Annotated in this window: 15 protein-coding genes; 7 read left to right on the top strand and 8 right to left on the bottom strand. The window is 42.5% G+C overall.

Annotated elements, in window-relative coordinates; all coding sequences use genetic code 11:
• Positions 1-39 precede the first annotated feature (39 nt).
• Positions 40-366, bottom strand: a complete 327-nt coding sequence (locus ACO1R6_RS08080; RefSeq protein WP_486263749.1) for a DUF3276 family protein — start codon at positions 364-366, stop codon at positions 40-42.
• A gap of 420 nt (positions 367-786) precedes the next feature.
• On the opposite strand from ACO1R6_RS08080, the gene ACO1R6_RS08075 reads away from it, so the two are divergent.
• Both ACO1R6_RS08075 and ACO1R6_RS08070 read left to right on the top strand, forming a co-directional pair.
• Positions 787-1,701, top strand: coding sequence for a DUF58 domain-containing protein (locus ACO1R6_RS08075; RefSeq protein WP_486263747.1), 915 nt, complete (start codon positions 787-789; stop codon positions 1,699-1,701).
• A 237-nt stretch (positions 1,702-1,938) separates the two neighbouring features.
• On the top strand, positions 1,939-3,135 hold the full coding sequence (locus ACO1R6_RS08070; protein WP_486263745.1) for an MFS transporter: 1,197 nt from the start codon (positions 1,939-1,941) through the stop codon (positions 3,133-3,135).
• 159 nt (positions 3,136-3,294) lie between these two features.
• Here the strand turns inward: ACO1R6_RS08070 and ACO1R6_RS08065 are convergent, their stop codons facing one another.
• Together ACO1R6_RS08065 and ACO1R6_RS08060 are read right to left on the bottom strand one after the other, a co-directional pair.
• Positions 3,295-3,915, bottom strand: coding sequence for a DNA-3-methyladenine glycosylase family protein (locus tag ACO1R6_RS08065; protein ID WP_486263743.1), 621 nt, complete (start codon positions 3,913-3,915; stop codon positions 3,295-3,297).
• Between the two features lie 180 nt (positions 3,916-4,095).
• Entirely contained in the window at positions 4,096-5,121 is a 1,026-nt protein-coding gene (locus ACO1R6_RS08060; protein ID WP_486263742.1) for a threonine aldolase family protein, read from the bottom strand.
• 284 nt (positions 5,122-5,405) lie between these two features.
• On the opposite strand from ACO1R6_RS08060, the gene ACO1R6_RS08055 reads away from it, so the two are divergent.
• Positions 5,406-5,660, top strand: coding sequence for a hypothetical protein (locus tag ACO1R6_RS08055; RefSeq protein WP_486263741.1), 255 nt, complete (start codon positions 5,406-5,408; stop codon positions 5,658-5,660).
• 72 nt (positions 5,661-5,732) lie between these two features.
• Here the strand turns inward: ACO1R6_RS08055 and ACO1R6_RS08050 are convergent, their stop codons facing one another.
• Both ACO1R6_RS08050 and pyrE read right to left on the bottom strand, forming a co-directional pair.
• Positions 5,733-6,233 carry a metallophosphoesterase family protein gene (locus ACO1R6_RS08050; protein WP_486263739.1) on the bottom strand — a complete coding sequence of 167 codons (501 nt, stop codon included), beginning with the start codon at positions 6,231-6,233 and terminating at the stop codon, positions 5,733-5,735.
• A gap of 117 nt (positions 6,234-6,350) precedes the next feature.
• Entirely contained in the window at positions 6,351-6,989 is a 639-nt protein-coding gene (pyrE, locus tag ACO1R6_RS08045; protein ID WP_486263811.1) for an orotate phosphoribosyltransferase, read from the bottom strand.
• 101 nt (positions 6,990-7,090) lie between these two features.
• Between pyrE and ACO1R6_RS08040 the strand changes: the two genes are divergently transcribed.
• Positions 7,091-7,771: an NUDIX hydrolase gene (locus ACO1R6_RS08040; protein ID WP_486263738.1), complete on the top strand. Its 681-nt coding sequence runs from the start codon at positions 7,091-7,093 to the stop codon at positions 7,769-7,771.
• Here ACO1R6_RS08040 and coaD read toward each other — a convergent pair.
• The 3 genes from coaD to ACO1R6_RS08025 all read right to left on the bottom strand — a co-directional run bounded on the left by coaD (position 7,716) and on the right by ACO1R6_RS08025 (position 9,852).
• Positions 7,716-8,204: a pantetheine-phosphate adenylyltransferase gene (coaD, locus tag ACO1R6_RS08035; protein ID WP_486263736.1), complete on the bottom strand. Its 489-nt coding sequence runs from the start codon at positions 8,202-8,204 to the stop codon at positions 7,716-7,718. The two genes, ACO1R6_RS08040 and coaD, sit on opposite strands and share 56 nt — an antisense overlap.
• Positions 8,205-8,349: 145 nt before the next feature.
• Positions 8,350-9,237, bottom strand: a complete 888-nt coding sequence (locus ACO1R6_RS08030; RefSeq protein WP_486263735.1) for a DUF3822 family protein — start codon at positions 9,235-9,237, stop codon at positions 8,350-8,352.
• Positions 9,238-9,354: 117 nt separating this feature from the next.
• Complete coding sequence (locus ACO1R6_RS08025; protein ID WP_486263734.1) at positions 9,355-9,852, bottom strand: NUDIX domain-containing protein; 498 nt, start codon at positions 9,850-9,852, stop codon at positions 9,355-9,357.
• Positions 9,853-9,877: 25 nt separating this feature from the next.
• Here ACO1R6_RS08025 and ACO1R6_RS08020 point away from each other — a divergent pair, with 25 nt between their 5' ends.
• From ACO1R6_RS08020 to ACO1R6_RS08010, 3 genes are all read left to right on the top strand, one after another.
• Positions 9,878-10,324, top strand: coding sequence for a PaaI family thioesterase (locus ACO1R6_RS08020; RefSeq protein WP_486263732.1), 447 nt, complete (start codon positions 9,878-9,880; stop codon positions 10,322-10,324).
• Between the two features lie 66 nt (positions 10,325-10,390).
• Entirely contained in the window at positions 10,391-11,797 is a 1,407-nt protein-coding gene (locus tag ACO1R6_RS08015; protein WP_486263730.1) for an ATP-dependent DNA helicase, read from the top strand.
• A 78-nt stretch (positions 11,798-11,875) separates the two neighbouring features.
• The gene (locus tag ACO1R6_RS08010; protein WP_486263728.1) at positions 11,876-12,421 is read left to right on the top strand and encodes a DUF1573 domain-containing protein; all 546 of its coding nucleotides are present in this window, start codon (positions 11,876-11,878) and stop codon (positions 12,419-12,421) included.
• The last annotated feature ends 9 nt before the right edge of the window (positions 12,422-12,430 follow it).

Raw genomic sequence — 12,430 nt, 5'->3', positions numbered from 1 at the left:
CATGAGCCTACAAAAAATCAGGAAAAGTAGCGGATCAGGCTATTCCCATTTCAATTCATCGTCTAAAGTAGCTGGTTCCTGGGCTTGCTTTTCCAGTTCGGCCAGCACATCTTCGGTTAACAACTCAGATTTTACGTGGTCGATGGTACTTTGCAGTGCTTCAACAAATTTAGCGAAATCTTCTTTGTAAAGGAAAATTTTGTGCTTCTCGTAAGAATACGTTTCGTCTTTAAATTTTCGTTTACTTTCCGTAATCGTCAGGTAGTAATCATTTGATCGTGTAGACTTTACATCAAAGAAATACGTCCTTTTCCCAGCTCTTATTCTTTGCGAATAAATTTCAGCTTTTTCGTTGTTCTCTTCCACTTTTTATTAGTTTACTTTGTTTTGTGTAAGGCTAAAGTAATGGTTTTGGATGATTTATAAAAATTTTTGTAATTAATTTTCCGTTAGCACGTAAATAACTCCTTGTTCTGTAGTTTACTTCCAAAACTTCTAAACCATATATAAGACAAATATAATATTTTAATTTGTTTAAAAAATTGTTCTGCCAATTATTTATGCTGGTATTTTTAATTAGCTATAAGGCTAAAATTAATTAAATTACAAACCTGTTTCGTGTTTTATAAAGGAAGTACCGTTGTATTTGTTGGGGGCTTTCCTCAGAAAAGAAAAGCATATTGCGCTAAACTAAATTACGGATGGTGATAATAGCCACTTATGGCAGCGGAACAACTCTTTTAATTTAATACACAACAAGTTCTATTATTTAAATTTTGTTAACCCATGAAACAAACCATTATTGATATAGCCGCCGTACGGAAATTTGAGAACATGGAATTTTTGGCGAAGCAATTGGTTGAAGGTTTTATTACGGGTTTGCACCAATCGCCGTACCATGGTTTTTCGGTGGAGTTCTCGGAGCACCGGTTGTACAATAGCGGCGAAAGTACCCGGCACATCGATTGGAAAGTATTTGCTCGTACCGATAAGTTGTTTGTAAAAAGGTACGAAGAGGAAACCAACCTGCGCTGCCATATTTTATTGGATATTTCGCCGTCGATGTTTTATCCGGTTGATAATTATGGTAAAATAACCTTTAGCGCTTTGTGTGCAGCGGCTATAGCCAATATGCTGCAGCGCCAGCGCGATGCCGTAGGTTTGGTAACTTTTTCAGATAAAGTAGAAGCGCAAACCCCGGTCCGGTCTACGAGTTCGCACGTGCATACGCTTATGCTGCACCTGCAGCAGTTAATTTCTAAACCGTCTTCGGGCCAGGACACCAATGTGCCAGCAGTTATTCACCAGATAGCGCAGCAAATTCAGAAACGATCTTTGGTTATAATTTTTAGCGACATGCTAAGCCGGCAGGAAGATACAACCAGTTTGCTTTCGGCACTGCAGCACCTGAAACACCGCAACCACGAGGTACTTATTTTTCATGTAACCGATAAAACGACCGAAGAAAATTTTGATTTTGCCGAACGGCCCTATGTTTTTGTGGATATTGAAACCGGCGAAGAAATAAAGTTACAACCCTCGCAGGTACGTACCCAATATTTCCAGGCCATGAATGCCTATAAGCAGGAGTTGGCTCTTAAATGCGGCCAATACAAAATCGATTTTATTCCGGTTGATATTAAAGAGCCCTTCGAGAAAGTTTTGACCTCTTACCTGATTAAACGCAGCAAAGTGCGTTAAATTTTAAAATAACAACTTATCGTACCAGGCTTAGCTCTAGAAATAAATAATAAAGTTAAATCTTTATTCATTAGCTTAAAACCAATTAGTAAAAGTTGTATTCTGGCTCAGGTGGTATAAGTAATATTTGAATAAAAATATTGTTAACATAAAATTTATTTAATAATAACAGCTGTTAATAAGAATATTTGTAACAAAATATTATTTTTGCCGAATAGTTACAAATACGATTTTAACATGGCTGCAGATAATTCTCTTTCTTTAAAACCTTTGTTAACCCTACCTGGTGCGGCTAGAGCAATTCCTAAAAAAGTTTACCGGTTAGCCGTTTCTTCTATATTTTTTGTACAAGGTTTAACCTTTGCCAGTTGGGCCTCTCGCATTCCTTCCATTCAGCAAAACCTGGGCTTATCAGAGTCTGGTTTAGGGGCGGTGTTGCTAACCTTGCCGATTGGTTTAATGCTTTCTTTGCCTTTATCCGGGTGGTTAATTACGCGGGCCGGCAGCCGGGGGGTAGTTATTATTGCGGCAATGTTGTACAGTCTGGTCTTAGTTACCTTAGGTTTAGCCGGAACAACCAGCCAGTTGGTGGCTGGGTTGTTTTTATTTGGATTGGCCGGCAACCTGGTTAATATTTCTATCAACACGCAGGCGGTAGGCGTAGAGGCGCTCTATAAAAAATCTATTATGGCTTCGTTTCACGGGGTGTGGAGTTTAGCGGGCTTTTTAGGGGCAGCGTTAGGCACCCTTATGATTGGCACCGGCATATTACCCTTACAGCATTTTATGGCCGTGCTGGTGTTTGCCTGGGTTATTATCGCCGTGAGCGCCCGCTATTTTTTAAAAGACAATCATAGCCAAAAGGCAGACCAACCCCTTTTTGTTAAACCCGACAAGGCCCTGATTAACTTAGGCCTGATTGCTTTTTGTGCCATGATTTGCGAAGGCACCATGTTTGATTGGAGCGGCGTATATTTTAAGAAAGTGGTTATGGCCGAAAAAGCTTGGGTAGGAGCAGGTTATACAGCTTTTATGGGAACCATGGCTTTGAGCCGGTTTTTAGCCGATGGCTTAACCCGACGGATTGGCTTAAGACGCGTTTTGCAGTTAAGCGGCATTTTAACCGCTTCGGGTTTATTAATCGCTGTTTTATTGCCCAATTTAATTACGGCTATTATTGGTTTTTTACTCGTGGGTGCCGGGGTATCGTCGGTGGTGCCATTGGTTTATAGTGCCGCCGGTAAAACTTCGGTTATGTCGCCGGGCATGGCTTTAGCCGCTGTATCGTCTATTGGGTTCCTGGGTTTTTTATTGGGGCCGCCGGTAATTGGTTTAGTAGCCGGAGCCACTAGTTTACAGGTTTCTTTTGCCCTAATTGCCGTAATGGGCCTTTGCATTGCTTTAGTTGCCGGTAAAACCAAAAGTTTAGATTAAAACCTGTTAAGAAGGTAATAAATTTTAAGTTGATAAATGTTTAGGGTTAGTAAGTAAATCTGTTTTATCAGTTAAATAAATTTTTTTGCTTACTTAAATGAGCCGGAACTTACATTGATTAATTTTCGGCTTTTTCTATCAAGCCACAACCATTCAGCTTTAACCGTTATCCAGCGACTGCCATAGGTAGCGGCAGGCAATGGTACGGTACGGACGCCAGGCCTCGGCAATTTTAGTTATTTCTTTCATCAATTCTTTGCCGGTTTGGCTTACCCCATAGTGCTTCTTAATGGCGTTCTGAATACCCAGATCATCAACCGGGAAAACATCGGGGCGGGCTAAGGTAAACATTAAAATCATTTCGGCGGTCCAGCGGCCTACCCCTTTTATTTGGGTCAGGTGTTTAATCAGTGCTTCATCGTTAAATTGGCTGATAACTGCATAATTTAACTGGCCGGCCTGCGCAAATTCTGCCACATTCCGGATGTATTTTAATTTCTGGTACGATAATCCAACGGCCCGGAGTTCTTCGTCGGTTTTAGCTAGTACCAACTTCGGCCAGGCATAGTTATCGGGAAACAGCGCCAGAAAACGCGTCCGGATAACCCGGGCAACTTTGGTTGATAGCTGCTGGCTTATAATGGAACTCAGCAAGCTACTGTAAATATCTTCGTGGGGCTCGTGTACAATGGCATTTCCTTGCTGCACTAAACCGGCCATAATTTTATCCTGGCCTAATACTTCGCGCCACGTGGTTTCAGAACCGGTTAAATCTTCCATTTTATATTAAGATAAAGTATTTATTAAAATTTCTGGAGGCTGTTGGGTAATCTGTGTTAAATAAAATAACATCTTATTACAACAGCAGGTAAATAAATGCCCATCTAAAACCAAGTTGTTTGAATATATATTTACCTCCGGGCAAAATTTAAAGCTTTACACCGGAGGTAAAATAATCATCTAAAACGTTAGTCCTTTTAAAATTTGCGCCGTTTTTTCGACCATTTGGGCGGTAAATTCCAGGTGGGTTACAAACCGGATTTTCTGTGGGCCAAAATCCAGGGCCAGAATATTATTTTCTTTTAGTTTCTGCAGGAAAGCTTCGGTAGATACGGTAGGTACCAGGCTAAAAATAACAATATTGGTATCTACGGGCATTACCTCTTGTACAAAACTGCAACCCGTTAAAATTTGCCCTAAATATCGGGCATTGGCATGATCCTGCGCCAAACGCGCTACGTGGTGGTCGAGGGCGTAAATTCCGGCGGCGGCTAAAAAACCAGCTTGCCGCATACCACCACCAAAAGCTTTTCTGATGCGCCGGGCTTTCCGGATTAATTCTTTACTGCCCAATAACACCGAACCTACCGGCGCACCTAAACCTTTAGATAAACACACCGAAATGGTATTAAAATATTGGCCATAATCCTGTGGCTTTTCGTTGGCGGCAAGCAAGGCATTAAAAATCCGGGCACCATCCAGGTGAAAAGCCAAGTTGTTTTTATGGCATAGCTCGGCAATAGGCGCAATTTCGGCTAGTGTATAATAAGAGCCGCCGCCTTTGTTAGAGGTATTTTCCAGACTAACCAATTTCGTAATAGGGTAATGAATATTGTCGGGCCGAATAGCGGCTTCTACCATATTGGCGGTTATTTTTCCGCGTGGGCCTTGCAGCAAGTATACCGATGCGGCCGAATTAAATGCAATACCACCAACTTCGTACTGGTAAATATGGGCAGTATAATCGCAAATTATTTCGGTTAAAGGTTCGGTTTGGGCTTTAATGGCAATTTGGTTGGTCATGGTGCCCGAAGGGCAAAACAAACCGGCTTCTAAGCCAAACATAGCCGCTGTTTTTTCTTCGAGGGCATTTACGGTTGGGTCTTCCCCAAAAACATCATCTCCCACAGCAGCATCAAACATGTACGCCTGCATAGCAGGAGTGGGGCGCGTAACGGTGTCGCTGCGCAAATCTATAAAGGTCATTTTAATTTCGGTTTGGGTAAAATATTAATCAGCTTTGCAAAGTTATAAACAAAATATGAGGTTAATTATAGCCACAAAGCGTTAGATTTAGCATAAAAGAAATCTAATTGATTGTAAATATTGCGGACAGAGTCTCAACAACAAATATTTTCTTTGAGAATAGGAAATAAAATATTACTTTTGCGTTCCAATTTAAATTTTGAGCAATGGCCGTTACAAGATTAAAAAGAAAACACAGAAAAAATATAGCAAGAGCCAATAACAAGCAACGCATAATTAAGCAATTGCTTTCTACTCCGGTAATTAAGAATGTTGATGCAGAAGAACTGAAAGCTCAGTTTAACCAAAATGCCGGCACAAGTAAGCCTGCGGCTACTGCATCCGAAACTACCAAAGAATCAGGAAGCGGTATTTTAAGCAGTGTTACTGGCGCTATTGTAGAAGCCGCTCAAACTGTGGTTGAAAAAGTAGAAGATGTAGTAGAAGCGGTTAAAGACCGGGTTAGCCCTGATGCCAACGAAGAGAAAGCCGCTGAATAAGGGCTGATTACATTAAGATTAACACCTAAGTTATAGAAGAAGTGTGGCTGCTACAGTCGCACTTTTTGTTTTTTACGCGGTGCGTTTACCTAATTCTACTACCTGCAACTGCTGAATTTTGCCGGCTATTATCTGGAATTTTACGAGCGTGCGGATGTGATGAAACCCGTGCTTACCCGCTGCCCCCGGATTAATGTGCAGCAAAGGCGGTAAGCTTTTATCGGGCATTATTTTTAATATGTGCGAATGCCCCGTGATAAACAAGCCCGGCGGATTAGCTTTTATTTCGGCTCGTATATCGGGGTGGTATTTGCCGGGATAGCCGCCAATGTGGGTCATGAGTACATCTAACCCATTTAGGGTAAACCGTTGTACCTTGGGGTGTATTTGCCGGATTTGCAAATCATCGATATTGCCGTACACGCCCCGCAAAGGAGCCAAAGCCGCTAAACCTTCTGAAACCGCTACAGAGCCAAAATCACCGGCGTGCCATATTTCCTTACAATCAGCTAAATGCCCTATTATCCGGTCATCTAAGTAACTATGGGTGTCAGAAATTAGCCCGATTTTCATTTAAAGGAAAAGTGAACAGTAAGCAGTTAGAGGATGCGTGTTGGATTTAGGCTCGATAGAGTTTTGAACCTCGCAAATCGAGCCTTGGAAATCAGACTTCAATAACGAACAACCAAATTACTTTTTCCAGCTATCGGGCGCTTTCCGCCAGTTACTCAGGGTTTCGAGCATTTCGGTTTTAATATAACCTTGCTCCAGGGCAATGCCCAGCAAATTCTGGTAGTTGCTTAAACAAACCAGTTTAATGCCCGCTTCGTTAAAATTCTGGGTAGCAACCTCAAAACCATAGCTAAATATAGCGGCCATGCCAATTACCTGTCCACCGGCCTCGTTTACGGCTTTGGCGGCTTTAAGCGAACTGCCTCCCGTAGAAATTAAATCTTCTACCAACACCACTTTTTGACCGGGAAGTAGCCGGCCTTCTATTTGATTACCCATGCCATGACTTTTTGGTTCCGGGCGCACGTATAAGTAGGGTAGGTTCAGTAAGTCGGCTACCAAAGCTCCTTGGGAAATACCGGCGGTAGCCACTCCTCCAATGGCCTCAACCTCCGGAAAGTGCGTACGTATTTGTTCGGACAGCGCTTGTTTGATAAAACTTCTGATTTCGGGGTACGAAAGTGTAACCCGGTTGTCGCAGTAAATAGGTGATAACCACCCTGAGCTCCAGGTAAATGGGGCTTCGGGACGGAGTTTTACAGCTTGGGTTTCCAGTAGATAGGCTGCGATCTGCAGCGCAGGTGTAGACTTTTGCATGGGGCGAAGGTACGTAATAATATTTTTGGGTTTTTTATCCGGAGGCATTTTTGTTTCCGATTTATTTTTTTTGATTTGTAATTCTATAAGCGATTTAACTGATGAACGTCTTTATTAATGACATTCCTTTGATCATCAAGAAAGCTGGTGAGAAAGTTTACAAGCACCATTACGATTTAATTCTGGATGAAGGACAGTCATTTACCTCTAAAACCTTGGTGGGCGATGTTTTGATTCGCAATGTGAACGATGCCATTGTAGACCGCATCGTTCGGCTGATGGAGGTGAAGAAGATGAAGAAACTCAATTCCCTTACCCTCATAACCGAAAAAAAGGGGAAGCTGATTCTGCACTTAAAAGACCAGTTTAAAATTGTAAAAGCGGCCGGGGGCTTGGTAGTAAAAGATGGCAAAATCCTGATGATTTACCGTTTGGGCATGTGGGATTTACCAAAGGGCAAACTTAATAAAAAAGAAAAGCCGCTGGATGGCGCTTTGCGCGAGGTAGAAGAAGAATGCAATATTAAGGTACAAGTGGTAGATAAACTGCCTAAAACCTGGCATTCTTACGCCTACAAGGGCAACAAAATCCTGAAGAGAACCAGCTGGTACATTATGGATTGTACCGACCATACCCTGATGAAGCCCCAAGCCGAAGAATTTATTGAGGAAGTTAAATTTATGACGCCCGAAGAAGTAGAAGCTATTTTGCCCCAGGCTTATGCTTCTATTGCTTTTGTGATTCGGTATTATTTACGTGCTGCGAAATCTGGAAAGGTATAAAAGCATCTACGTTGCCGCCGTACGAATGAATTTCGCGGATAATGGTAGAACTGATAGCGGCCAAAGCCGGCGAGGTTATCAGAAATACCGTTTCTAAATCGGGGTTTACGTGGCGGTTGGCCTGGGCAATGGTATTTTCGTATTCAAAGTCGGTGGTGTTGCGCAAGCCCCTTACCAGGTAACGCGCGCCCACGCTGCGGGCAAACTCGGCGGTTAAGCCTTTATAGGCCTGCACCTTTACCGTTTGTTCGTCTTTAAAAATATCTGCAATTATCCCTACCATTTCTTCCACGGGTAAATAACGCTTTTTGGTGCTATTGTTTCCGATGGCAATGATAAACTCATCAAACAATGTAAGGCTGCGCTTCACAATATCAAAATGCCCGTTGGTAAAAGGATCAAAAGAGCCAGGGAAAATAGCAATGCGTTTCATTTAAAGTAATTAGTGGTTGGTAATTAGTTGTTATGTTGCTCTTTTAATGAAGGTGTGCCGGGGTTAAGCTAGGGTAAAAAGTATGGTTAACGAATTCTAATCTTTTTAAGGAGCGGCCACAGAAAAATTAACCCCTATTTTCAGGCTATTCGCAAAAATAAAGACTGTACAGATCCAGGTAATGATGTTCGAAAATATCCTGCAGTTTATAACTGTAAGTAGGGCCGCCCAAGCGGTTGCCAAATTGTACGTGCCGGATATATTTGCGCATTAAAGAAAACAAAGCCGAATCGTGCGAAATATCGCCCCAAATAGTAACCCGATCGGTTTCCGGATTCATTTTATGTTCCTGCATTACAAAAATGAGGTAATACAAAAAATCTTCGGGGGTATGGCACTGGAATAAATTACAAAACTCCAGGTTGTTTTCTTTAAATATTAGCAGGTATAGCGTTTTCTTTTCTACGTAAGCATACAATTTTCTTTGGTCGGTTCTTTCGCCGTAGTGCATTAAACCAGCCAGCAAAACGCTGGTTTGGTGCAGGTACAATACGTTTTTTTGCGGTACCATTTCTTCCCAAACCCGGAGCAAATATTTATCTACCGCAAAAGTATTAACAACCTCTAAATTGGGGTGGTGGTACGTAAAAACATGTTCGTGCTCCGGATCTATATCGCAGTTCAGGCGCAGGTAATGGGCGGCCGCTTCGGGCTCGAACAAGGTGGCCGGTATTAAAGTAAAGTTGTGGTTTTTTACCGCTACTTTAATCTGGCCCCAGTCGGGTTTAAACAAAAACGGATGACTGGAAAAAAACTCCTGGAAAACCTGTGCCGCCTGCATGGGCGTAAAAATGTGGCTTACTTCGTAATCTTCTAAATGAATAAAAATATTGCGGGTAATATCTAAAACGGCCAGCCGCACCTGTTGTTTGCCAAAATTCAGGTAAAGGCCGTACGTTGCTTGTTTCTGCTCGTCGAAAGACTCGTCGGTGATTTTTTGGTTAAGGCGGTAATGGTAGTTTTCCGTTTGCAAAATATCTGATTTATCCGTTTTTAGGTATTCTGGTAAAATAATTAGATTAAAAAGGCTTATAGCTCCTAAAACCACATGCCGACGCAGGGGCAGGTATTAATTACCGTCTGGTTTAATTTATTTTAAAAACCGGTGCTGCGGCATAAACAAATCATCCAGATCAATTAAATCTTTAAAAATCTGGTGTAATTCTTCTTCTTTTTCGCGCCGGAGTTCAGCTAAAGTTTTAAAACTTACTTCTGAGATAATTTGGGCATCGGGCGCTAATTCTGGGTCGGTACCGGTTTTTAAAATACCTCCGGTTTGCTCTACCTCAAAAAATAATTCCAGGGCGTGTAAAGGTGCTTGCAAAAACTCCTGCATAAACAAAAAGCGACCGGGTTTTACAAGTAAGCCGGTTTCTTCGTAAAATTCGCGCACCAGGCAATCCACTACTTTTTCGCCGTATTGTACGCCACCCCCCGGCGGCGAATACAAATTATAAGTTCCGGCAATTTGCTGGTGCTTTACCACCAATATTTTTTTATCTTTTAAAAGGATGCCGCAAACCCTCACCCGTAATTTACCCGAGTAAGGTGGCGGTAAAAGGCTTAAATCGTTTTGGTTTGTATCCAATGTTTTAGCTGCTTAGTTTTACCTTATGATAAAGACCCATAATCCAGATTTTAAGAATACCATCCGGGCAAAACTGGAGCACCAATCTTTTATGAAGCTCATTGGGTTCCAGATCACAAATATAGCAGAAGGAAAGATAGAAGGCGAACTAACTTTAAAACCCGAACACAAACAAGACCAGGGATTGGTACACGGCGGCCTTACCGCCACGCTAGCGGATATTGTAATGGGCTTTGCCGCCGTAAGCCTGGTGCCGCCGGGCTGCCAGGTAGTTACCGCAGAATTAAAAATATCTTACCTGAACCCCGGCCTGGGCGACACCTTGTTTGCCACGGGCTGGGTTTTAAAACAAGGGTGCCAATTGAACTTTTGTGAAGCCGAAATATATTGTAAAATAGGAGCGGAGGAGCCGGTGCGCATTGCCAAAGCTACGGCCACTATGGTTACCATCTATCCGGTTAATAAAAAATAAATAATAGCTACAACCTAATTAAATAAACGCTGGCCAACGTTTAAATTAAAACGTGCCATTCACTCCATGCGACCCGAAGAAGCTTTATTGCAAAATTTTCCTTTTCAGCCCACACCCGACCAGGCGGCGCTGTTTAAAAAATTAGATACTTTTATTTCGAGTAAGAACAACAACCGCGAAATATTTTTGCTCAAAGGTTTTGCCGGTACCGGAAAAACTACGGTAGTCAGGGCTCTGGTAAAAATACTAAACGGCTTTGGCTACAAGTATGTACTTTTAGCACCTACTGGCCGGGCGGCCAAGGTAATGTCGTCGTATACCCGCTTGCCGGCATCTACCATTCACAAAAAAATTTATCGTCAATCGGCCAATGCTTTTTCCGATGGGCTGGTATTTAACCGCCAACCCAACAAACTAGCCGATACGGTTTTTATTGTCGACGAATCGTCGATGATATCAGACGAAAAAGCTTTTGGCGACAGCGGGTTGTTGCAGGATTTAATCCAATATGTTTTCGAAAAGAAGAACAATAAATTAATATTAATTGGCGATACCGCCCAGTTGCCACCGGTTAATCAAACCATTAGTCCGTCTTTAGAAGCCAATTACCTCACCAATAATTTCCGGTGCCACGTGCAGGAACTGGAACTGCGGCAGGTAATGCGCCAGGCCCAGGAATCGGGAATATTAATGAACGCCACCAACTTGCGCGAGCAACTCAGCCAAAAAGAGCCCGCGCTGCAGTTGCGCACCCGCGCATACAAAGATATTTACCGCATGACCGGCGAAAAACTGGAAGACGGCCTGCGCTACGCGTACAACAAATTTGGGATTGAGAATACCACCGTTATTTGCCGATCCAATAAATACGCCAACCTGTATAACCAGCACATCCGGCGGCAAATATTTTTTCACGAAGACGAAATAAGCGTAGGCGATTATTTAATGATTGTCCGGAATAATTATTACTGGGTAGCCAAAGATTCTACGATTGGCTTTATGGCCAACGGCGATTTTGTGGAAGTAACCAAGATTGTGCGCTACGAAGATATGTACGATTTTAGGTTTGCCGATATTATGATCCGGTTTGTGGATTACCCCGACGAACCCGATATGGAAGTAAAAATATTGCTCGATACGTTATACACCGAAGCGCCCGCTTTACCCGCCGATAAAAGTAAAAAACTGTATGAAGAAGTTTTAAAAGATTATTCGGATTTAGGTACCAAGCGCGAACGCCAGCAGCAATTGCGCAAAAACGCGTATTTAAATGCCCTGCAAGTAAAGTTTGCGTATGCTTTAACCTGCCACAAAGCCCAGGGTGGCCAATGGAAAGCTGTATTTGTAGACCATGGTTACCTAAAAGAAGATATGGTAAATACCGAGTTTGCCCGCTGGCTCTATACGGCCGTGACCCGCTCGGCCGAAGAATTGTACTTGTTAAATTTCAATCCGCAATTAATTGTTGATTAATCTACGTTTGGTTCATACATTATGAAACTAAATAGCACTATATTTGTTTTGCCTTTATCTAATAACCCGGATAATATTATGAAAAAATTCTTCTTTCTTGCTTTAAGTTTATCTTTAAGTTTAGGCGCAGCTTCGGCCCAAACGGCTGCTCCGGCACCCGCCGCTAATCAAAAAGTAGTTACCGACGGACCTATTATTTCTTTTACAGAAAACAAACACGATTTTGGCTCTATTAAAGAAGGCGAAATTGTATCGCACACCTTTAAATTTAAAAACACGGGTAACCAGCCGCTGGTAATATCGGAGGTACGGGTAACTTGTGGCTGCACCACGCCCGACTGGACCAAAACCCCGGTAGCACCTGGCCAAACTGGTTTTATTACGGCCCAATTTAATAGCACCGGCAAGCCTGGCCAAAACCACAAAGTAATTACCGTAATTTCTAATTCCGTAACCGGCAATACACCTATTTCTTTTATTGCTGATGTTACGCCGCGCGGTAATGCCACTTCGGCTGCCGAAATCACTCCAGCCAGTAATGCTGCCGCTGTTACGGCAACGGAGCACGCGCAACACAACCATGCGGCAGCTACTCCTGCTCCGGTTAAAAAAGCTAAGAAGTAATACTTGATT

This window comes from Adhaeribacter sp. (genome assembly GCF_057359045.1).
The sequence above is the reverse complement of the archived record's forward strand: the minus strand, read 5'-3'. Positions and strand labels throughout refer to the sequence as shown.